The organism is Schumannella sp. GW821-FHT10F01 (assembly GCF_058809295.1).
Map to the genome: position 1 here is coordinate 160,716 of NZ_JBXASM010000007.1, position 21,084 is coordinate 181,799.

At 73.7% G+C, this 21,084-nt stretch carries 21 protein-coding genes and 2 tRNA genes; 7 read left to right on the forward strand and 16 right to left on the reverse strand.

What is annotated here, in order from left to right; translation table 11 throughout:
- Positions 1-87 precede the first annotated feature (87 nt).
- Positions 88-756: a TIGR00645 family protein gene (locus AC1RSJ_RS10170; protein ID WP_493118257.1), complete on the forward strand. Its 669-nt coding sequence runs from the start codon at positions 88-90 to the stop codon at positions 754-756.
- A 3-nt stretch (positions 757-759) separates the two neighbouring features.
- On the opposite strand, the gene AC1RSJ_RS10175 is transcribed toward AC1RSJ_RS10170, so the two are convergent.
- The 3 genes from AC1RSJ_RS10175 to AC1RSJ_RS10185 form a co-directional block, all read right to left on the reverse strand.
- Complete coding sequence (locus tag AC1RSJ_RS10175) at positions 760-1,383, reverse strand: hypothetical protein (RefSeq protein WP_493118258.1); 624 nt, start codon at positions 1,381-1,383, stop codon at positions 760-762.
- Between the two features lie 107 nt (positions 1,384-1,490).
- A tRNA-Glu gene (locus tag AC1RSJ_RS10180) sits at positions 1,491-1,566 on the reverse strand.
- Between the two features lie 180 nt (positions 1,567-1,746).
- On the reverse strand, positions 1,747-2,667 hold the full coding sequence (locus AC1RSJ_RS10185; protein WP_493118259.1) for a diacylglycerol/lipid kinase family protein: 921 nt from the start codon (positions 2,665-2,667) through the stop codon (positions 1,747-1,749).
- Between the two features lie 81 nt (positions 2,668-2,748).
- On the opposite strand from AC1RSJ_RS10185, the gene AC1RSJ_RS10190 reads away from it, so the two are divergent.
- Positions 2,749-3,834 (forward strand): hypothetical protein, encoded by a 1,086-nt coding sequence (locus tag AC1RSJ_RS10190; protein ID WP_493118260.1) that lies wholly within the window; start codon positions 2,749-2,751, stop codon positions 3,832-3,834.
- A 33-nt stretch (positions 3,835-3,867) separates the two neighbouring features.
- On the opposite strand, the gene AC1RSJ_RS10195 is transcribed toward AC1RSJ_RS10190, so the two are convergent.
- On the reverse strand, positions 3,868-5,991 hold the full coding sequence (locus AC1RSJ_RS10195; protein ID WP_493118261.1) for a copper-translocating P-type ATPase: 2,124 nt from the start codon (positions 5,989-5,991) through the stop codon (positions 3,868-3,870).
- Between the two features lie 3 nt (positions 5,992-5,994).
- Entirely contained in the window at positions 5,995-6,276 is a 282-nt protein-coding gene (locus tag AC1RSJ_RS10200; RefSeq protein ID WP_493118262.1) for a metal-sensitive transcriptional regulator, read from the reverse strand.
- Between the two features lie 48 nt (positions 6,277-6,324).
- On the opposite strand from AC1RSJ_RS10200, the gene AC1RSJ_RS10205 reads away from it, so the two are divergent.
- From AC1RSJ_RS10205 to AC1RSJ_RS10215, 3 genes are all read left to right on the forward strand, one after another.
- A complete protein-coding gene (locus AC1RSJ_RS10205; protein WP_493118263.1) occupies positions 6,325-6,960 on the forward strand; it encodes an MBL fold metallo-hydrolase in 636 nt (211 codons plus the stop codon).
- Positions 6,961-6,964: 4 nt separating this feature from the next.
- Positions 6,965-7,900, forward strand: a complete 936-nt coding sequence (locus AC1RSJ_RS10210) for a siderophore-interacting protein (protein ID WP_493118264.1) — start codon at positions 6,965-6,967, stop codon at positions 7,898-7,900.
- A gap of 89 nt (positions 7,901-7,989) precedes the next feature.
- Positions 7,990-8,676: a hypothetical protein gene (locus tag AC1RSJ_RS10215; protein WP_493118265.1), complete on the forward strand. Its 687-nt coding sequence runs from the start codon at positions 7,990-7,992 to the stop codon at positions 8,674-8,676.
- Between the two features lie 13 nt (positions 8,677-8,689).
- On the opposite strand, the gene AC1RSJ_RS10220 is transcribed toward AC1RSJ_RS10215, so the two are convergent.
- Both AC1RSJ_RS10220 and AC1RSJ_RS10225 read right to left on the reverse strand, forming a co-directional pair.
- Positions 8,690-9,508 carry a sulfite exporter TauE/SafE family protein gene (locus tag AC1RSJ_RS10220; RefSeq protein WP_493118266.1) on the reverse strand — a complete coding sequence of 273 codons (819 nt, stop codon included), beginning with the start codon at positions 9,506-9,508 and terminating at the stop codon, positions 8,690-8,692.
- 61 nt (positions 9,509-9,569) lie between these two features.
- A tRNA-Gln gene (locus AC1RSJ_RS10225) sits at positions 9,570-9,641 on the reverse strand.
- Between the two features lie 147 nt (positions 9,642-9,788).
- On the opposite strand from AC1RSJ_RS10225, the gene AC1RSJ_RS10230 reads away from it, so the two are divergent.
- On the forward strand, positions 9,789-10,736 hold the full coding sequence (locus tag AC1RSJ_RS10230; protein ID WP_493118267.1) for a cytochrome b/b6 domain-containing protein: 948 nt from the start codon (positions 9,789-9,791) through the stop codon (positions 10,734-10,736).
- Here the strand turns inward: AC1RSJ_RS10230 and gltX are convergent.
- From gltX to AC1RSJ_RS10255, 5 genes are all read right to left on the reverse strand, one after another.
- Entirely contained in the window at positions 10,733-12,232 is a 1,500-nt protein-coding gene (gltX, locus tag AC1RSJ_RS10235) for a glutamate--tRNA ligase (RefSeq protein WP_493118268.1), read from the reverse strand. The two genes, AC1RSJ_RS10230 and gltX, sit on opposite strands and share 4 nt — an antisense overlap.
- 166 nt (positions 12,233-12,398) lie before the next feature.
- Positions 12,399-13,253, reverse strand: a complete 855-nt coding sequence (locus AC1RSJ_RS10240) for an EamA family transporter (RefSeq protein ID WP_493118269.1) — start codon at positions 13,251-13,253, stop codon at positions 12,399-12,401.
- Complete coding sequence (locus AC1RSJ_RS10245; protein WP_493118270.1) at positions 13,250-14,476, reverse strand: MFS transporter; 1,227 nt, start codon at positions 14,474-14,476, stop codon at positions 13,250-13,252. The genes AC1RSJ_RS10240 and AC1RSJ_RS10245 overlap by 4 nt, the downstream gene beginning before the upstream one ends.
- Before the next feature lie 49 nt (positions 14,477-14,525).
- Entirely contained in the window at positions 14,526-15,524 is a 999-nt protein-coding gene (locus AC1RSJ_RS10250) for a YeiH family protein (protein ID WP_493118271.1), read from the reverse strand.
- Complete coding sequence (locus AC1RSJ_RS10255; RefSeq protein ID WP_493118272.1) at positions 15,521-16,312, reverse strand: fumarylacetoacetate hydrolase family protein; 792 nt, start codon at positions 16,310-16,312, stop codon at positions 15,521-15,523. Before AC1RSJ_RS10255 ends, AC1RSJ_RS10250 begins: the two co-directional genes overlap by 4 nt.
- A gap of 26 nt (positions 16,313-16,338) precedes the next feature.
- On the opposite strand from AC1RSJ_RS10255, the gene AC1RSJ_RS10260 reads away from it, so the two are divergent.
- Entirely contained in the window at positions 16,339-17,004 is a 666-nt protein-coding gene (locus AC1RSJ_RS10260; RefSeq protein ID WP_493118273.1) for an alpha/beta family hydrolase, read from the forward strand.
- A 46-nt stretch (positions 17,005-17,050) separates the two neighbouring features.
- Here AC1RSJ_RS10260 and AC1RSJ_RS10265 read toward each other — a convergent pair whose 3' ends face one another.
- The 4 genes from AC1RSJ_RS10265 to AC1RSJ_RS10280 are packed head-to-tail and all read right to left on the reverse strand — an operon-like array spanning position 17,051 to position 20,940.
- Positions 17,051-18,016, reverse strand: coding sequence for a phosphate ABC transporter ATP-binding protein (locus AC1RSJ_RS10265; RefSeq protein WP_493118274.1), 966 nt, complete (start codon positions 18,014-18,016; stop codon positions 17,051-17,053).
- Positions 18,017-18,056: 40 nt separating this feature from the next.
- The gene (locus AC1RSJ_RS10270; RefSeq protein ID WP_493118275.1) at positions 18,057-19,052 is read right to left on the reverse strand and encodes a sortase; all 996 of its coding nucleotides are present in this window, start codon (positions 19,050-19,052) and stop codon (positions 18,057-18,059) included.
- A complete protein-coding gene (locus AC1RSJ_RS10275) occupies positions 19,049-19,810 on the reverse strand; it encodes a hypothetical protein (RefSeq protein WP_493118276.1) in 762 nt (253 codons plus the stop codon). Before AC1RSJ_RS10275 ends, AC1RSJ_RS10270 begins: the two co-directional genes overlap by 4 nt.
- Positions 19,807-20,940, reverse strand: a complete 1,134-nt coding sequence (locus tag AC1RSJ_RS10280; RefSeq protein WP_493118277.1) for a hypothetical protein — start codon at positions 20,938-20,940, stop codon at positions 19,807-19,809. Before AC1RSJ_RS10280 ends, AC1RSJ_RS10275 begins: the two co-directional genes overlap by 4 nt.
- Between the last annotated feature and the right edge of the window lie 144 nt (positions 20,941-21,084).

The window sequence follows — 21,084 nt, forward strand, 5'->3', positions numbered from 1 at the left end:
TCACGTCCAGACGCACCGCGGCATCCGGTCAGGCGGCTCCCGTACGATCGTGCTCCTGCCCGACCAGCCAGGAGACATCCGATCCCCATGACCGCGCCGCGCCCTGCCCGCACGCCCAAGCCCGCCGCCCGAGCGATCGGCGGCTTCATCTTCTTCAGCCGCTGGCTGCAGGCCCCGCTCTACGTGGGCCTCATCGTCGCCCAGCTCATCTACGTCGTCGTGTTCATCGTGGAGCTGTTCCACCTCGGCGAGAAGGTCGTCGCGCACCCGCTCGAGATCGAGGAGGCCGAGATCATGCTCGGCGTGCTCGGGCTGATCGACGTCGTCATGATCGCGAACCTGCTGATCATGGTGATCATCGGCGGCTACGAGACGTTCGTGTCGCGCATCAACCTCGACGGCCACCCGGACGAGCCCGAGTGGCTCTCGCACGTCAACGCGAACGTGCTCAAGGTGAAGCTCGCGATGGCGATCATCGGCATCTCGTCCATCCACCTGCTGAAGACGTTCATCGAGGTCGGCGACCTCGGCGCGCCCGGCGCCTCCAGCGACAACGTGACCGGCGACAACTACACCGGCGAGGGCGTCTTCTGGCAGGTGATGATCCACCTGACGTTCATCGTCTCGGCCGTCGCGCTCGCGCTCATCGACCGCTGGTCGCTGAAGCACCAGGCCGTCGCGATCGAGGCGCACAGGGCGCACCAGGCGTCGTCGCCGATGGAGCAGGAGCCCAGGACCCTCGTCGGCGAGGGCTGAGCCTCACTCCTCCTCGTCGGGCTCCTCGTCGTCGTCCTCGTCGTCGTCGTCGAGCCAGTTCTCGTCGTCGTAGTGCCGCTCCGCGATCGTGGTGCGGAACGCGACCTCCTCGAGTCCCTCGACTCCGGCGAGCGGGGTCGTGTCGCGCTCGTGCAGGATCTCGCCCACCGCGGACGGCACGTCCACGACCCTGAGTGCGGCATCCTCCTCGCCGTCCTCCGGCCACACGGCGCGGGAGGCGGCGCGCCCGGCGGTCAGCAGCGCCTTTGCATCGGTGATGCGGTAGTCCCAGCGACCCTCGAAGTGCAGGACGTGGTCGGTCTCCGAACCGTCGTCGTCCGGGCCGTCATCGTCGTCGTCATCGTCGTCCGGGCCGTCGTCGTCATCGTCGACGTACTCGACGTCGAGCGGATACCGGCCGCACCACTCCCACTCGGCGTCGTCGAACGCCTCGGCGGCCTCGCGCAGCCGGCCGGCGGACTCGGCCCGGTCCGGGTCGTCCTCGGTCGAGCCGTCCAGGGCCAGGACGAGGTCGGCGTGGGATCGCAGCGCGGCGATCAGCGCGTCGACGCGATCGCCGTAGGCGGCGCGGGACTCGGGCGCGAAGCGGGTGCTCTCATCGGTCACGCACGCAACCTACCCCCGCGACGCGAACGCCCCGCGAGCAGGGCGCGACGCACCCGGAGAAGACGGAAGCCCTCGCGATCCGAGCGGATCCGAGGGCTTCACGATGCTGGTGACCCCAGCGGGATTCGAACCCGCGTTACCGCCGTGAGAGGGCGGCGTACTAGGCCACTATACGATGGGGCCGTCACGACAACCGTTCGAGTATGCCATAGGTGCGGGCCGCTCTCCAAAACGGACGGGCGCCCGTCCGACGGCCGCGAGGTGCCGTTCTGCAGGACGGTCTCGTTCTGCAGGAGCGGCTGGCCCGGACGGGCGTGAACGTCAACAGAACGTCCTGCAGAACGGGGCTGTCGGAGGACGACGTCAGGCGAGCACGAGCAGCGCCGCCGGCGCCACCTCGATGTCGATCGGCAGCGGTGCGACGCGCTCGCCGTCGGCGTAGGCCACGACGTCCGCCTCGATGCGGATGCGCCGGGCGCGGTAGACGGCGACCCGCGCGTCCTTCACGTGCGTGCCGTCGAAGACCTTCGGGAAGAGGCGGAGGAACCCGATGCGGCTCAGGGGCTGGACGACGGCGACGTCGAGCAGGCCGTCCTCGAGCTTCGCGTCGGGTGTCAGCTTCATCCCGCCGCCGAGCGACACCGCGTTGCCGACCGCGACGAGGCTGGCGTCGGTCTCGTAGAGCTCGCCGTCGAGGTCGAGCCGGTAGTGGATCGGCTTCAGCCGCGCGAGCTCGATGAGCATGGCGAGGATGTAGCGGCTCGCGCCCTTCGGCCGGGTCATGTGGTTCGCGCGCTCGTTGACGATCGCGTCGAAGCCGGCGCTCAGCATGCAGGCGAAGAACCACTGGCGCCGTGCGCCGCCCGCCCTGTCGGTCCACGACATCCGCGCCGCGTCGATCGTGCGCGGGTGCGCGTCGAGGTGGGAGAGCAGGTGGCGGATGGCGGCATCCGTGTCGTCGTGCGGGATGCCGAGGCCGCGGGCCATGTCGTTGCCGGTGCCGGAGGGCACGAGTCCCATCGGCACCGAGGTGGTGGCGCAGAGGTTCGCGCCGAGGTTCACCATGCCGTCGCCGCCGACGACGATGAACGCGTCGGGCGCGGTGGCGACGGCTGCGCGACCGGCCTCGACCAGCTCCTGGAAGCTCGGACGCTGCAGCGGCTCGACCTCATGGCCGGCCTCGCGGAGCGCGGCCAGCACCTTCGGGCCGACGCCCTTCCCGGCTCCGAAGGAGGCGCTCGGGTTGATCGCGACCACGATCCGCTTGCCCGGCGCCGTCGTCATGCGGACATCCTGGCAGACCCCGGTCCCCGCGCCGATGCGGCGCTCTGCCCCCGTTCCGGGGACGCCGCTACGCTGACGCCGATGAGCACCGGCCTGGGACTGCGGCGGATCCCCGGCGATCCCGGCGCGATCGAGGCCCTCGCCGCGCGGTTCCCGCGCATCGCCCTCGAGGAGCTGCTCGCGCGGCGCACCCGCCGCGCGCGGCCGCACCGGCCCTCGGTTCCGCACGGCACCCGCGGGCTGCGCTGGCGCTGGGACGACCAGGCGTCGCAGCGCTGGTGGCCGCAGGGCGTCGACGTGCAGCGCCGACCCGACGGCCGGCTGCTCGGCGTGGTCAGCTGGTTCGCCCAGCGGCGCCGCGGCGGCACTCGCGGCGTGCGGCTCACCTTCGTCGACCTCGACGCCGACCGGCCGCGCTACCGGCACGTGCTGCTCGTGGCGCCGGTGCGCTCGGGCGGGCGCATCCGCGTCGATCCGGTGCCCGTGCACGCGGGCGGGGTGGCCTGGTCCGGCGACCGGATCCTCGTCGCGGCGACGCACGGCGGCCTCCGCGAGTTCCGCATCGGGGACCTGCTCGACGCCGGCGGCGGCTGGGCGGACGGATGGCGCGGCCGCGGTCCGCACGGCGCCGACGCGCTGCTCCCCCAGCGCGCCGAGCTGCGGGCGACGACGGCCTCCGGGGCCGAGCGCCTGCGCTACTCGTTCGTGTCGCTCGAGAGCGCGGAGCGCTCGCCCGCCCTCGTCGTCGGCGAGTACACCGCCGGCCGCGGCACCCGCCGGCTGGTGCGCATCCCGATCGCCGACGGCGAGCCGGCCTGGGTGCGCGACGCCTGCGAGATCGGCGAGGTGCACGATCCGGGCGTGCTGCGCATGCAGGGCGCCCTCGTGGTCGACGGCGAGTGGCACATCAGCAGCTCGAACGGCGACCGCGACCCCGGCGACCTGTGGATGGGCGGCGCCCCGGACGAGCTCGTGCGGCTGCGGCACGCGCTCGAGCCGGGGCCCGAGGACCTGGCCGTGTCCCGTGACACCGCGGAGCTCTGGTCGGTCACCGAGTTCCCGTGGAAGCGCTCGCTGATCGGGCTCGACCTCCGAGAGCTGGCCGCGGCCGCCCGCGACCTCGGCCCGGACGCCGAGCGCCCGCTCCCGCCCGAGCGTCGCCGCTGAGCGGGCCCGACTGCCGCCCGACCGGATGGGCGCTCAGCGCAGCCGGGCGCGCCGCAGCAGCTGGGCGTTCAGCGCCACCACGATCGTCGACACGCTCATGAGCAGCGCCCCGAGCCACGGCGGCATGAGGAAGCCGACGCCGGCGAGCACGCCCGCCGCGAGCGGGAGCCCGACCACGTTGTAGCCGGCGCCCCACACCAGGTTCTGCAGCATCTTGCGGTAGGTGGCCCGGCTCAGCGCCAGCGTGTCGGCGACCGCCCGCGGGTCGCTCGCCGCGAGCACGACCGCCGCCGAGCCGATCGCCACGTCGGTGCCGGCGCCGATCGCGATGCCGAGGTCGGCGCGGGCGAGGGCCGGCGCGTCGTTGACGCCGTCGCCGACCATGGCCACGCGGGCCCCGTCGCGCTGCAGATCGCCGACGACCCGCTCCTTGTCGGCGGGCAGCACCTCGGCGAACACCTCGTCGATGCCGACGTCGGCCGCCACCGCCTCCGCGACCGCCCTGGCGTCGCCGCTGAGCATCGCCACCCGGACGCCGCGCTCGCGCAGCATCCGCACGGCCTCCGCCGACTCCGCCCGCACCTCGTCGGCGATCACGAGGCTGCCGAGCAGCCGGGCGCCGTCGATCACGTGCACGACCGTGCCGGCCGCGTCGGCGGCGGGCGCCTCGACCTCCGCGTCCGCCGCGGCGCGCGGTCCGCCCACGACGATGCGGCGTCCGTCGACGACCGCCGCAGCGCCGCGACCGGCGAGCGACTCGAACGAGGCGGAGGCGGGCACCGCGAGACCCCGCTCGGCGGCCGCCGCGACGACCGCCCGCGCGATCGGATGCTCGCTGCGCGACTCCACCGCCGCAGCGAGCGCGAGCAGGGCATCCGCATCCGTCCCGTCCGCGGGCAGGATGCGCGCCACCGACTGGCGGCCGTGCGTGAGCGTGCCGGTCTTGTCGAACACGACGACGTCGACGCGTCGGCCCTCCTCGAACGCGACGCGGTCGCGGATGAGGATGCCGCGGCGCGCGGCCATCGACGTGGACAGCTGCGCGACGAGCGGGACCGCCAGGCCGAGGGCGTGCGGGCACGCGATCACGAGCACGGCGACGACGCGCTCGAGCACGAAGCCGGGGTCGTCGGGGCGGAGCAGCGCCCAGACGACGAGCGTGAGCACGGCGACCGTCACCGAGACCGCGAACAGCAGGCCCGCGGCGCGGTCGGCGAGACGCTGCGTCGCCGACTTCGAGGCCTGGGCCTCCGCGACGAGCCGCATGATGCCGGCGATCGCGGTGTCGTCGCCCGTGCGGGCCACGCGGACCGTCACCGCACCGGAGCCGTTGACGCTGCCGCCGACGACCGCGTCGCCCTCGCGCTTGCCGACCGGCGCCGACTCGCCGGTGAGCAGCGACTCGTCGATCTCGGTACGGCCTTCGACGACCACGCCGTCCGCCGGCACGGCCGCGCCCGGACGCACGAGCACCCGGTCGCCGACGACCAGCTCGGCGGCCGCGACCCGCACGACCACGCCGTCGCGCTCCACCTCCGCCTCGTCCGGCAGCAGCGCGGCGAGCTCGCCGAGCGCGTCCGAGGCGCCCATGACAGCGCTCATCTCGAGCCAGTGGCCGAGCAGCATGATCGTGATGAGGGTGGCCAGCTCCCACCAGAAGTCCATGCCGGGCAGGCCGAGCGTCACGGCCGCGGAGTAGCCGAAGGCGACGATCACGGCGAGCGCGATGAGGGTCATCATGCCGGGCTGGCGGGCACGCAGCTCGTCGACGGCGCCGCGGAGGAACACCAGCCCGCCGGAGAGGAAGACGACGAGGCCGCAGACGGCCGGGATCCACTCGCTGCCCGGGAAGCGCGGGCCGGTCAGCCCGAGGATGTCCTGGAGCCCGGTCGAGAAGATCATCGTCGGGACGGTGAGCACCAGGCTCAGCCAGAACTTCCGGCGGAACTGCGCCGGATCGTGGTGGGAGTGGTCGTGGGCGTCGTGCCCGGCATGCGCGTCGTGCCCGGCATGCGCGTCGTGCCCGGCATGCGCGTCGTGCCCGGCATGCGCGTCGTGATCGGCATGCGCGTCGTGCCCGGCATGCGCGTCGTGATCGTGCTCCTGCACCCCGTGCCCGGTGTGGTGGGCGTGGTCGTGCTCGCCGTGTCCGCTCATCGCTCACTCCCCCCGGTTGTTCTTCAGCTCGAAGACCGCGACGAGCTCCTCGATCGCGGCCTCGCGCCGGTCGCCGCCCTCGTCGAACATGTCGGCGACGTGGGTGCGCAGGTGGTTCTCGACGAGCAGCTTGTTGAGGCTGCGGAGCGACTTCTGCACCGCGAGGGTCTGCGTGATGATGTCGACGCAGTACGCCTCCTCGTCGATCATCCGCTCGATGCCGCGGAGCTGGCCCTGGATGATGCGCGAGCGGTGCAGCGCCCGCTTCCTGATGCTCTCGATCACCCGGCCGACTATACCCCCCTGGGGTATCTTCGGGAGTAGATTCGCCCCATGCGGATCACGAAGCACGAGCACGCCTGCACCGTCCTGGAGAAGGAGGGCGAGGCCCTCGTCATCGATCCGGGATCGTTCACCACGCCGCTGTTCGACCTCCGGGGCGTCGTCGGCATCGTGATCACCCACGAGCACCCCGACCACTGGACCCCGGAGCAGCTCACGCGCATCCTCGAGAACAACCCGGGGGTGCCGATCTTCTCCACGCAGGTCGTGGCCGATCAGGCCGAGGGCTTCGACATCACGGTCGTGCATCCGGGTGACACGGCCGAGGCCGGCTCCTTCTCGCTCCGCTTCCTCGGCGGCGACCACGCGATCATCCACTCCTCGATCCCGCAGATCCGCAACGTCGCGGTGCTCGTCGACGACGCGGTCTACTACGCCGGCGACTCCTTCTTCGTGCCCGACGTGCCCGTCGAGGTGCTCGCCACGCCCGCCAGCGCCCCCTGGCTCAAGGTCGGCGAGATCATCGACTACGTGCTCGCCGTCGCACCGCGCCACACGTTCCCGACGCACGAGGCGATCAACTCGGTCGCGGGCAACCAGATGGCGAACGCCCGCATCCGGTGGGCGGTCGAGCAGGGCGGCGGGGAGCACCACCCGCTGCAGCCCGGCGAGTCGTTCGACCTCTGACCCGGTGACCGCCCCGGAGCGCGACGACCGCGCCGCCTACCGGCCCTACCGCGTCGTCGTGCGCGCGATCGACCGGATGACGCCGCACTTCGCGCGCGTGACGCTCGCCGACGACTCGCTCGCCGACTTCGGCACGGACGGGCTCGACCAGCGCATCAAGCTCGTCTTCCCGCACGAGGGCCGGCTGCACGACCTCGGACTCGACGATCCGGCGTCGCTGCGGGCCGGCGACTGGTTCCTGCGCTGGCGCGCCCTGCCGCACGACGACCGGCCGCCCATCCGCACCTACACCGTGCGCGCCGTGCGACCCGAGGCGGGCGAGATCGACGTGGACTTCGTCGACCACGGCCCCATCGGCCCGGCCGGCACCTGGCTGGCGGATGCGGCGGAGGGCAGCGAGCTCGTCGTCGTGGGTCCGACGGCGCGCAGCGTCCATTCCGCGGGCGGCATCGACTGGCATCCGGGTCCTGCGACGAAGGTGCTGCTCGCCGGCGACGAGACCGCCGCCCCGGCGATCTGCGCGATCATCGAGTCGCTGCCCGACGGCGTCGACGCCCGTGCGTTCCTCGAGGTGCCGCACGCGGTCGACGTGCTCGACCTCGACCGGCGCGGCGACGACATCACCTGGCTCATGCGCGGCGACGCCGACCACGGCGTCGAGCTCCGCCGCGCGGTGCGCGGCTGGGTCGGGCAGCACGCGGCCGCGATCGCGAGCGCCATCGCCGCGACCCCGTCGGAGCTGCCGGACGTCGACGTCGACACCGAGACGCTGTGGGACGCCCCCGAGGAGACCGGCGCCGGCTTCTACGCCTGGATCGCCGGCGAGGCGGGCGTGGTGAAGGACCTCCGCCGCTTCCTCGTCTCCGAGGTCGGCATCGACCGCCGCCAGATCGCGTTCATGGGCTACTGGCGCGCGGGCCGCTCCGAGTCGCAGGAGTAGCCGGACCTCCCGGACGCCCGGCGGCCGGGCGTCCTCCTCCCCGAACTGGGGCTGACGAGTGCCGCGGAGCGGATGCGACGCTCGTCAGCATGGGGGTTCAGGGCATCATCTCGCCGTCGGCCGAGCTCGACGACGCACGCTTCGACGCGATCGTCGGCATCTCGCGCGAGGAGCGCGACGAGGCCGTCGCGCCGCGTGACGTCCGCCTCGCCACGCCCGGCATCTCGCCCCGCGCCCGCCGCCGCCGCGCCGTCGTCACCCTGTCGGCGCTGCTCGTCGCCGGCGGTCTCATCGCCGGCACCCTGCTCGTCACCTCGGGCACCCTGACCTTCGGCGCCCGCTCCGACAAGCTCGCCGGCGCCACCACGCCGATGTCCGACGCCGCGGTCCCGGCCGCCCCGTCGCACTCCGCCGTCTTCGGCACCGCCGCGAACCTCTCGGACGGCGTCGTCGTGCTCGTCTCCGCCCCGACCGCGTACGTGCCGGGCCGCAAGGCCGTCGGCGTGACGCAGGCCGAGAGCCTCGTCTACACCGTCACGGTGACGAACACGTCCGACCTCGACCTCACGCCCGCCCTCGCCATCGCGGTGAGCGCCGGCGGCGCGGCCGCCACGCCGATCACCGAGTCCGCGGAGGGCCTGAGCCGTCCCGGCTCGGCGACCATCGCGGGCGGCGAGTCGCGCACGTTCCGCGTGGCCTTCTCCGCCGCCTCCCCCGACACGGTGGTGACGGTCTCGGGCACGGCCGGCAGCAGCGCGGTCAGCTTCCACTCCTGAGCACCCGCGGTGCTCAGCCCTCGGTCGGCTCCGGCTCCGGACCGCGGCGCTTCGCCCGCGCCTCGCGTACCCCGGCGATGATCAGCTGCGCCGCGGACACTGCGAGCAGCAGCACGAACAGGATCGTCGACACCCGGGTCGGGATCGCGAACGAGAGCGCGACGCCCGGATAGGAGGCGACGACCGCGGCCACGCCGACGATCGCGCCGTCCAGCGGACGCACGAGCCCGGCTCGCCAGTTCGCGATCGTGCCGGAGAGCGCTGTCAGCACCATCGCGGCCAGCGAGACGCCCTTCGCCAGCACGTCGCCGGCGCCGAACACGGCGATGAGCACCGGCACGGCGAGCACGCCGCCGCCGATGCCGAACAGGCCGGACGCGATGCCCATGACGAGCCCGAGCAGCACGAGCCCGCCGATCGACAGCGGCGTGAGCGCGATGACGCCGTCGCGGCTCGGCGTCTCGAGCAGCATCCGCACCGCCACGACCGCGAGCAGCGCCAGGAACAGCCAGCGGAGCCAGGCGACCGGCAGCCGCCGCAGCAGCCGCGAGCCGACCTGGGAGCCGACGATGCCGCCGACGCCGACGAGCAGCGCGGCGACGAGATCGATCGCGCCGTTCGCCGCGTAGCCGATCGAGGCGGCGATGGACGTCGGCACGATGGCGGCGAGCGAGGTGGCCGCGGCCTGCCGATGATCGAGCCGCACGACGGTCGCGAGCAGCGGCACCATGACGATGCCGCCGCCGACGCCGAAGAGGCCGGACATGAGTCCGCCGACAAGGCCGACGACGAGGAGTCCGACGACGCGGGAACCGCTGAGACGGGTGCTCACGAACGTGGAGACGTACGGTGCGAGCGGGGAGTCGAGCGACTCGGATGCTGATCGATCACAGCTGGGGTACCTGGACTCGAACCAAGAACAACGGTACCAGAAACCGCCGTGTTGCCAATTACACCATACCCCACCGGCCCGATCGGAGACCGGACTGGAAGCCCGGGAGCACCCGGGCCGACTCGATACTCTACCGTACCCGAGCGGCCCTCCCGGACGGGCCGACGTCGTCCGGTGAGCCCGGGACCGGCGCCCGCTCCACCCCCGGTAGCCTGGTGCGGTGACGGATGCGGCGCCCGGGCGTGGTCGGGTGCGGACCCGTCGGGCGGTCGCCATCGCCGTCCCGATCACGGTCGTCGTGGCGGTGCTCGTGGTGATCGCGGCCCGCGCCCTCCGCACCACGCCGGCGGTCCGCGCGTTCCTCGCCGAGTTCCCCGGCACCTCCGCACTCCCCGACTGGGCGCCCGTCGGCTTCCCGGCCTGGCTGTCGTGGCAGCACTTCCTCAGCGCGTTCCTGCTGCTGTTCATCGTGCGCTCCGGACTCCGCATCCGATCCCGGCAGCGGCCGCCCGCGTTCTGGACGCGCGACCCCGAGCGCTTCCCGAAGCTCGCCGGGCGCCCCACGCGGCTCAGCCTCCACGTCTGGTGGCACCTCCTCGTCGACGGCATCTGGGTGCTCAACGGCGTCGTCTACGTGGTGCTGCTGTTCGCGAGCGGGCACTGGGTGCGCATCGTGCCGACCGGCTGGGATGTCATCCCGAACGCCGTCTCCGCGGGGCTGCAGTACGCCTCGCTCGACTGGCCGCACCACGACGGCTGGGTTCACTACAACGCCCTGCAGCTGATCTTCTACTTCGCGACCGTGTTCCTCGCGTCGCCGCTCGCCCTGCTCACCGGGCTCCGGCTATCGCCGACCTGGAAGCCGGACTGGCGGATCGGCCGCGTGCTCACCGAGGGGCTCGCGCGGCGGGTGCACTTCTGGGTGCTCATCTACTTCATCGCGTTCACGATCGTGCACGTCTTCCTGGTGTTCACCACGGGCGTGCTCGAGAACCTGAACCACATGTACGCCGGGCGCGACGACGCCTCGTGGGTCGGGGCGATCGTGTTCGCCGGGTCCGCCGTCGTCATGGTCGTCGCCTGGTTCCTGCTGCGCGAGCCGGCGCAGACGCGCATCGCGGAGGCGACGGGGAGCGTCCGGCGGATGCCTCCGCCGCCGAAGGGCTAGAGCGCCTCGCGGTACCGGTCGAGCCGCGCGAGCGTCGACGCCTTGCCGAGGATCTCCATCGACTCGAACAGCGGCGGGCTGATCCGGCGGCCGGAGATCGCGGTTCGCAGCGGGCCGAACGCGGTGCGCGGCTTCAGGCCGGCGCCGTCGATCAGCGCCGCGCGCAGCGCCTCCTCGATGGCCGCGGCGGCGAAGTCGTCGAGCGGCTCGAGCGCGGCGTAGCCGGCGTCGAGCACGAGCCGGGCCTCGTCGAGGTCCTTCTCCTTCGGGCGCGCGTCGTCCTGGAACTCGAGGTCGGCATCCGCGGTGAAGAGGAAGCCGAGCATGTCGCGCGCCTCCGACAGCACGCCGATGCGCTCCTGCACGAGGGGCGCCGCCTCGCGGAGGATCGCGGCCTGGGCCGGCGTCGGCGGGTTCTCGACGAGACCCGCGAGGTAGGGCACGATCCGCGCGGCGAAGTCGTCGGCCGAGAGCATCCGGATGTGGTCGCCGTTGATCGCGTCGGCCTTCCTCTGGTCGAAGCGGGCCGGGTTCGGGTTCACGTCGCGGATGTCGAACGCCGCGACGAACTCCTCCGTCGTGAAGACGTCGCGATCCGCCGCGATCGACCAGCCGAGCAGCGCGAGGTAGTTGAGCAGCCCCTCCGGCACGAAGCCGCGGTCGCGGTGGTGGAACAGGTTCGACTCGGGGTCGCGCTTCGACAGCTTCTTCGACCCCTCGCCGAGCACGAGGGGCATGTGGGCGAAGCGCGGGATGGAGTCGGTGATCCCGATCTCGATGAGCGCCAGGTACAGCGCGATCTGGCGCGGGGTCGAGGAGAGGATGTCCTCGCCGCGGAACACGTGGTTCACGCCCATCAGCGCGTCGTCCACCGGGTTCACGAGCGTGTACAGCGGCTGCCCGTTCGGCCGCACGACGACGAAGTCGGTGAAGCTGCCGGCCGGGAAGGTCACCTCGCCGCGGATGAGGTCGTCGAAGCCGAGCTCGGTGTCGGGCACGCGGAGGCGGAGGCTCGGCTGCCGGCCCTCGGCGCGGAAGGCGGCGCGCTGCTCGTCGGTGAGGTCGCGCTCGTGGTTGTCGTAGCCCTGGCGCGGGTCGCGGCCGGCGGCGCGGTTGCGCGCCTCCATCTCGTCCGGCGTGACGAAGCTCTCGTAGACCAGCCCGGCCTCGGTGAGGCGGCGGATGACGTCCTGGTAGATCTCGCCGCGCTGCGACTGCCGGTACGGGCCGTCGGGACCGCCGGTCTCGACGCCCTCGTCCCAGTCGAGGCCGAGCCAGCGCAGCGCGTCGACGAGCTGGAGGTAGCTCTCCTCGCTGTCGCGGGCGGCATCCGTGTCCTCGACGCGGAACACCATCTTCCCGCCGGTGTGCCGGGCGTAGGCCCAGTTGAACAGGGCGGTGCGCACCATGCCGACATGCGGGGTGCCGGTCGGCGACGGGCAGAACCGCACCTTCACGTCGGAGCCGGTTGCGGTGGAGAACGGGAGCGCGGACATCGGTGCTCAGCCTATCCGCGGTGCGCGAGGCGGGCGCCGGACGGGGCGGGGTCGGGATGCCCGCCGAACCCGGACGGTTCCGGCGGTTCGGGACCCGCGTGCCCATCCGGAAGCGCCGAACCCGTCCGGACAGCTCGGTGCGCCGCGGGTCACGCGGGCCGCGGCGTCAGGAGAGCCCGAGCACCACCGCGCCGCCGAGGGCGAGCGCGATGCCGACGCCCTGCAGGATCGTGAGGCGCTCGCGCAGGATCACGATGGCGAGCAGCACGGTGCCGAGCGGGTAGAGCGAGTTGAGCACGCTCATGACGGCGAGGTCGCCGAGCTGGAGGCCCCAGACCAGCAGCGCGTTGGCGACCGCCGCGAGGCCGCCCGCCGCCAGGGCCTGCACGAGGGTGCGTCGATCGCGGAGGCCCGTCGTCACGCCGCGGTCGCCGCCGAGGCGGCGCAGCCCGAGCACGATCACGAACAGGAGCGCGCCCGTGCTGAGCTCGACCAGCAGCGCGGTGAACCCGGAGCCTGCCGGCGCGCGGTCGATCGCGATGATGTAGAGCGCGAAGCCGAGGCCCGACCCGGCCGCGAGCAGCAGCGCCCGCGGACGCAGCCGGGCCCCGCCCGACTCGGGTGTCGCGGCGAGCAGCAGCCCGGCGAGGAAGACGACCACGAGCGCGACGTAGCCGATGGGCGCGAACCGCTCGCCGAGCAGGATGCCGACGGCCGCGGGCACGGCGGCGTAGAGGGCGGCGACCGTCGGCGACAGGACGCTCATGGGGCCCACCGCGAGGCAGGCGTAGAGCCCGGCGGTGCCGAGGGCGCCGCCGATCCCCGCGATCGCCCCTGCGAGCACGGCGCCCGGGCTCCAGACGTGGGGTGTCAGCACGAGCAGCACCGCGACGAGCAGCGCGGCGACGAGGTTGCCGAGCACCGTGACCAGCAGGGGCGACATCCGCTTCGAGGCGAGCCCGCCGAGGAAGTCGCTCGCGCCGTAGACGACCCCGCTGACGAAGCCGATCAGCGCGATCATGCCGTCGCCGTCGGGCGGGTGAGCCGCACGAGCAGCAGCACGGAGGCCGCGGCGACGAGCGCCATCGCCGTGAACGCGAGCCCGGGATAGCCGAGCCCCGCGAGCACCGGCCCGGCGAGCCCGCCGCCGAGCGCGCCCGCCGAGCTCATGACGAGGTCGGAGCGGCCCTGCGTGCGGGTGCGATGCTCGGCGGAGGTCGCGGCGGCGACCATGGCGGATCCGGCGACCGTCGAGGCGCTCCAGCCGAGCCCGAGCAGGATCAGCCCGGCCGCCACGGAGGCCTGCGAGCCGCTGCCGAGGGCGGCGAGCAGCAGCGCGGTCAGCGACAGGCCCTGGCCGATGCCGATCGTCGCGGGCTTGCCGAGCCGGTCGGCGAGCAGGCCCCAGAGCGGCGAGAGGCCGTACATTCCGGCGACGTGCAGGCTGATCGTGAGCCCGACCACCTCGAGGGTCGCGCCCGCGTGCTGGAGGTGCACCGGCGTCATCGCCATGACCGACGCCATGGTGGCGTGGCTCAGTCCGAGGATGGCGATGCCGAGCCGGGCCGTGCGGCGGTCGTCCGCCCGCTCCGGCGCCGCGGCCGTGCCGGGGCGCAGCGCGAGCTCATGGGCGAGGCGCAGCGGATCGGGGCGGAGTCCGATGAGGTAGACGACGGCCGCGGCGGCCTGGGCGACGATCGTGAGCAGGAACGGCCCGGCGTACTCGGGCAGCCCGATCGAGAGCCCGATCCGGTCGCCGAGTCCGATCGTGTTCGGGCCGACCACCGCGCCGACGGTCGTCGCCCAGACGACGAGGGCGAGGTCGCGCCCGCGGGTCCGGGGCTCGGAGAGATCCGTCGCGGCGAACCGCGACTGGAGGTTCACCGCGGTGCCGACGCCGATGAACACGAACGCCACGATGAGCAGCGGGAAGACGCCGAGCACCGCGGCCAGGATGCCGATGCCGGCGCCGATCGCGGCCGTCAGCGCGCCGCTCGCGAGGGCGGGAGCGCGGCCGGCGCGCTGCGCGAGCGCGGCGAGCGGCACGGCGGCGAGGGCGGACCCGATCGTGGAGCCCGTGGTCGCGGCGCCGGAGAACGCCTCGCTGCCGGAGACGGAGGTGGCGAGCAGCGCCCCGGCGGACAGGGTCGATCCCATGCCGAGCCCGGCGAGCACCTGCCCGGCGATGAGCACCCGGCGCACGCGCCGGTGCACGGCGAGCACGGCGGGGGCGTCGAGGGTCACGCCCCCATCCAACCGGACGCCGGGGACGCGGCGCGCACCGGGCCCGACCTCATCCGGCCAGCTGCACCGCAGCGAGCGCCAGCACGAGGATCGCGACCCACGAGAGCGCGCCGGCGGCGAGCGAGTGGAGGCCGGACCGCGCGATCCGCTCGAGCCGGAGGTTCGCGCCGATCGCCGTGAGGGCGGCGGCGAGGAGCGCGGACTGCACGACGTCCGCGACCGCGAGCACCGCCTCGGGCACGGGCAGCAGCGTGCGCACGAGCACGAGCGCCACGAACCCGACGATGAACAGCGGCACGATCGGCGGCCGCGCCCCGCCCGCCGCGGGGGCCGCGCGACGGCGGGCCAGCAGCGCGGTGACGGCGACCATCGGGGCCAGCATCAGCACGCGGGTCAGCTTCACGACGACCGCCACAGCGAGCACCGCGGCGCCCGCGGTCCCTGCGGTGGCGACCACCTGCCCGACGTCGTGCACGCTCGCCCCGATCCAGTGCCCGTAGCGGGCGCCGTCGAGCTGCAGCGGCACCGCGAGCAGCGGGAGCACCACGATCGCGAGCGTGCCGTACAGCGTGACGAGCGCCGTCGGCACGGCCGCGTCGTCGGACCGCGAGCCGCGGGCCGCGCTCATCGCCCCGATCGCGGAGACACCGCAGATCGAGAAGCCGGCCGCGAGCAGGGCGGGCTCGTCGCCGGGCAGGCGCAGGAGCCGGCCGATCCCGTACGTCGCGGCGAAGCTCAGCACCACGAGCGCGACGATCGAGAGGACGCCGACCCAGCCGAGGGCGGCGATGTCCTGCAGCGAGAGCTTCAGCCCGAGCACGACGATGCCGATCCGCAGCAGCCGCCGCGCGGCGAGGCCGAGGCCGGGCCGGAGCGGCCCGTCGAGCACCGGACGCAGCGGCGGCAGGCAGCCGGCGAGCACGCCGAGCACGAGCGAGGCCGTGAGCCACGGCACCGCGGGCAGCGCGAGGTGCACCAGCCAGCCGAGCGCCGCACCGAGCGCCGCGACGAGCACGCCCGGGAGCCAGGCGGCGCGGCCTCCGCTCACCGCGCGTCGCGCAGCAGGGCGGGATTCGAGAGCCGGCCGATGCCCTCGATGTCGATGTCGACGGTGTCGCCGTCGACGAAGCCGCCGAGGCCGTCGGGGGTGCCGGTGATGATGACGTCGCCGGGCAGGAGCGTCCACACGTCGGTGATGTACTCGATCAGCTCCGGCAGCTTGTGGATCATGTCGGAGGTGTTGCCCGCGCGCCGCGGCTCGCCGGAGACGTAGGTGCGGATCTCGAGATCCGTCGGGTCGAGCTCCGTCTCGATCCACGGGCCGAGCGGGCAGAAGGTGTCGAAGCCCTTCGCGCGCGCCCACTGGCCGTCGGCGAACATCTGGTCGCGAGCCGACACGTCGTTGGCGATCGTGTAGCCGAAGACGATCGACTCCCAGTCGGCGGCCTTGACCTGCTTGCCGATGCGGCCGATCACGACCGCGAGCTCGCCCTCGTGGGTGATGCGCCCCTCGACCGGCGGGATGCGGATGGGGTCGCCGGGGCCGACGACCGACGTGTTCGGCTTGAGGAAGATGAGCGGCGTCGGCGGCCCGTCGTAGTCCATGGTCTTCGCGTGGGCGGCGTAGTTCATCCCCACCGCGACGACCTTCGAGCGCGGGATGACCGGCGCCAGCAGGCGGGCGTCGGCGAGCGCGACCCGCTCGCCCGTGGTGTCGAAGTTCCAGCCGCCGGTGGGCGAGAACATCGGGTCGCCCGTCAGCACCACGAGCTCCTCGTCATCGACGATCCCGTAGCGCGGTCCCTGGTCACCGGAGCTGAAGCGCGCGATCTTCACCCGCCGAGCCTATCTAGGCTGGCCGGATGACGATCCCCGTGCTCTGGAGCGGTCCGGACGACGGGCCCGTGCTCGCGCTCGCGCACGGCGCCGGCGCGGGGATGGAGACGGCGTGGATGACGACGGTCGCGGGCCTGCTCGGCGATCGCGGCATCCGCGTGGCGCGCTTCGAGTTCGGCTACATGGCCGCGCGCCGCGAGGGCGTCCGCCGGCCCGTGCCGCGGGCCGACACGGTCATACCGGAGTACGCCGCGCTCGTGGCGCAGCTGGTCGAGGAGACCGGCGGGCCGATCGCCGTCGGCGGCAAGTCGATGGGCGGCCGCGTGGCGAGCATGCTCGCCGACGCCGAGCACGCCGCGGGTCGCGTCACGGCGCTCGTCTGCCTCGGCTACCCGTTCCATCCGCCCGGCCGGCCGGACGCGCTGCGCACCGCGCACCTGACGCCGCTCCGCACCCCGGCGCTCATCGTGCAGGGCACGCGCGACCCCTTCGGCACGCGCGAGGAGGTGGCGGTCGAGCCGGTCGCGTCGGCGCTCTCCCCTGCGGTCCGCATCGTGTGGCTCGAGGACGGCGAGCACGAGCTCCGCCCCCGCGTGAAGCTGACGGGCCTGACGCACGCCCAGCACCTCGCGACGGCGGCGGACGAGGTGGCCGCGTTCGTCACCGAGCACGCCCGCGCCTCGGACGGCTGAGCCTGTCGAAGCCCCTTCGACCGGCTCGGGGATCCGGATCTGCGTCTTATCCGAAGCGGCCGTTGACGTAGTCCGCGGTGCGCTCGTCCTGCGGGTCGCCGAACATCGCGTCGGTGCCGCCGTGCTCGACGATGCCGCCGGGTCGTCCGGCGCCGGCGAGGAAGAAGGCGCACTGCGACGACACCCGCTGGGCCTGCTGCATGTTGTGCGTGACGATCACGATCGTGACCTCGCTCGCGAGCTCGAGCATCGTCTCCTCGATCACGCGGGTCGAGGTCGGGTCGAGCGCCGAGCACGGCTCGTCCATGAGCAGCACGCGCGGCTGCACGGCGAGCGAGCGAGCGATGCAGAGCCGCTGCTGCTGGCCGCCGGAGAGGCCGCCGCCGGGCGCGCGGAGACGGTCCTTCACCTCGGTCCAGAGCCCCGCCTTCCGCAGCGACGACTCGACGAGGAAGTCCTTGCGGTCGCGGTCGGCGCGCACGCCGGTGAGCTTGAGGCCCGCGATGACGTTGTCGTAGATCGACATCGCCGGGAACGGGTTCGGCTTCTGGAACACCATCCCGATCTCCTTGCGGGCGTCGGTGAGACGCCGCTCCGGGTCGTAGATGTCGACGTCGTCGAGCAGCACCTCCCCGGCCAGGCTGGCGGAGGGCACGAGCTCGTGCATCCGGTTCAGGATGCGGAGGAACGTCGACTTGCCGCAGCCGGAGGGGCCGATGAGCGACGTGATCTCGCCGGCCGGCATCATCAGCGACACCCGGTCGAGCACCTGGTGGTCGCCGAACCAGGCGGTGATCGAGCGGGCCTCGAGCGCCGCGAGCTCGGTGTGCCGGAACGGCAGCACGTTGCCGCTCGGGGCGGCGGACGGCGCGGACGCCGCACCCGCGTCGAGGTAGGGCGCGTAGCCGACGATCGGGGCCGGGGGCGCGGCGGGGTCCGCCGCGGCGCCGGCGGCGGGGATGACGGGCGCGGGCAGCACCTCGGTCACCGGGTCGCGATGCGCGTCGGTCATGGTCCTCCTCGGGATGGGGTCCGCTCGCGGCGGAGCGGGGTCAGAGCAGATTGGGCAGCAGCGGCAGCAGCCGGTCGACGCAGAGCAGCACGGCCAGCCCGATGACGGGCACGCCGACGATCCAGGTGCGGCGGCTGCCGACCCTGCGGCGGGCCCAGACGGCGGCGAGGTGCGCGGCGAGCAGGAACTGCATGGCGAACACGAGCGCCCACGCCGTGCGGGTGTCGGTCGCCATGGCGCGGTCCTCGGGCGGGAGGCTGGTGGGCGTGGTCTGGCGGGGACCGCTGTCCTGCACCGGGCTCACGAGTGCGGCGTCGACGTAGACGATGCCCTGCGGCATGAACGCCGGGCCGCGCGCGCTCACCAGCACGATGCGGCTCTGGCCCGACGCGAGCGACGGCGGCAGCGGATCGCCGGCGTAGCGCACGCCGATCACCGAGAACGTGCTGCGGCCCTGCCCGGTGCGCACCGTGAACCGCTCCCCCGGCGCGAGCTCCTGGATGCGCGAGAACGGACCGCCGTACGCCGCGGCGCGGCCGAGGATCGTGCTGACGCCGGGCTGGCCGGGCAGCGGGGTGTCGCGGCGGTGGCCGGGCCCGAGCTTCAGGGTGTCGCCGTCCGTGCCCTCCGCGATCACCTCGCGCAGGCCGATGGCCGGGATGTCGATGGCCGCGACGGGCGTGCCGTCCGGGATGAGCCGGTCCTCGAACTCGTTGTCGCGCACCTCCACGGGCGCGACCTCGCTGACCGGCGCGACGCCGTTCTCGAGCGACTCCCGGAAGCTGTCGCGCAGGCGCTGCTGCCCGGTCACGTGCTGCAGCTGCGAGAGCACGACGACCTGCAGGAGGAAGGCGCCGAGCAGCAGCACCGCGACGATGAGGGCGCTGCGGGCGATGCTCTGCAGCGGGGTCATCGGGGCGTAGCGCACCGGGGGCTTCGGGATGCGGCGCGGCGGAGGCGGCGGCGCGGCCGGCGTCCAGGAGGACGGCGGCGGAGGCGTGTGCTGCGGCGGCGCCGGCGGCGCGTCGACGATCATGCCGGCACCGCCACCGGCATCCGCGAGGCGGAGCGGACGATCCGGTACAGCGGGTAGCCGACGGCCCCGCCGATGACGAGGGCGCCGCAGATCAGCCACGGCACGACGAACATCGACTGCTCGCGGCTGACGGTCTTCATCGGCGCGCCGTCGATGGTCGACGGCGGGATCGCCTGCACGTGCGACGTGACGAAGCCCCACTGGCCCACGGCCCCGAGCCGGAGGCCGACCTCGGCGGACTCCCCCGGCTTCACGACGACGTGCTGCGTCTGCCGCGGGCCGAGCTCGATGCCGAACGGACCGGTGAGCCAGCCCCGCACGGTCACCTCGATCTCCTTCGCGCCGCCGTTATGGAGCACGATGTGCGTGTCGACGGCGCCGGAGCCGGGCAGCAGCGAGAACACGTAGCCGAGCCGGATGCCGTCGATGCCGAACAGCGAGGTGCGGATCGCGGCCGCGCCCTTCGCGCCCGTGCCGGCGCCCGTGCCGCCGGTGCCGCCACCGGTCGAGCCGCCCGTCGAGCCGGATCCCGATCCGGAGGAGCCCGAACCATACGAGCCGGATCCGGAGCCGGACGAGCCCGACCCGGACGAGCCCGAGCCCGAGCCGGCCGGAGCGCCGGTGCCGTCGTCGAGCACGTCGACGCTGATCGGGTAGTCGGCGGTGCCGCCGTCCTCCGCTGCGGCGGCGGGCGCTGCGGCGCCGGCGAGCGCGAGCAGGAGCGCGGCGGGCACAGCCGCGGCGAGCAGGCGCCTCATCGCTCGGACCGGTCCCGCTCGAGGGTGCTCTGCCCGGCAGCGATGCCCTCGGTGCCGCTCTCCTCGGCGGTGGCGACGCGCTCCTCGGCCGCCCGACGGCGCTCCTCGTCCTGCACGTACGCCATCCAGACCTCGGCGCGCTTCGCGTCGCGGCGGCGCATGATCCGCGTGACGCCGAACCAGCCGCCGGCGATCACCAGGACGGCGATGAGCAGCCACGGCATGGCGACGGCGGAGTCGCTGCGCTCGGTCGTGACGAGCACCGGGGGCTGGATCGCGTCCGGCGAGATCTGCGGGGCGAGCGAGATGTACGGCTCGAGGTAGCCGAGCGCCGGGATGCCGTGCAGCGTGACCGACATCTTCCGGACGTTGCCGGGCAGCAGCTCCGGGAACTCGGGGCGGGCCGTGCGGGCCACGCCGACGCCGAACCAGGTCTTCGTGCCGACGACGGCGAGACCGCCGAGCGCCACGTTGCCGGTGTTGCGGACTGTCAGGTCGACGACGACCTCGCCGTCGAAGGGGTTCCACGAGGAGACGTAGTGCGACGCCATCGAGCTGACCGTGAGCGAGGCGCGGATGTCGCCGGGCACGCGGACGTAGAGGCGGGTGGCGACGCGGCGGTCCACGAGCACCTGGCTGTCCGGCGAGACCGCCGACACGACGAGGCCGCCCGCGTGGTCGCCAGGCTGCGCGTCCGCCGGCACGTCGACCGAGAACGGCACGGCCTGGCTGGCTCCCGGCGCGAGCGTCACGGTCTGCTTCGGCTGGCCGGCGAAGCTGACCCAGGCGCCGGAGTCCTTCGGGGTCGCGTCGGTGTCGAGCAGCCCCCAGTCGCCGGCATCGGTGTTGAACGCGTCGGTGGCGAAGACCGTCATGGTCTGCGGCTCGGTGCCCGTGTTGCGGACGGTGTACTCGTCCTCGAGGTGCTGACCCGGCGCGACCTGGTAGCTGAAGCGGGTGCGGCCGTCGATCACGCCGGACTTCGAGGGGGCGCCGGCGATGCCGATGCTGTCCGCCGCCGAGGCGCTCGAGGCCGGTGCGACGAGCAGCAGGCCGAGCACCGACGCCGCGACGATCGCGGCGGCGGCGAGGCGCCGGAGCGGCGCGTCGGGGGTCCGGGTGGAGGGCACAGTGTATCCAGCCTGAGCTCGGTTGCCGGATGAGGTCGGCAAGGTGAAGGCGCACTGAACGAGCACGCCGCCGGGGAGGGTGTCCGGGTGTCTCCGGACCGCGCCGGGATCGGCCGGCGGCGGCGGAGACGGGGATGCCCCGGG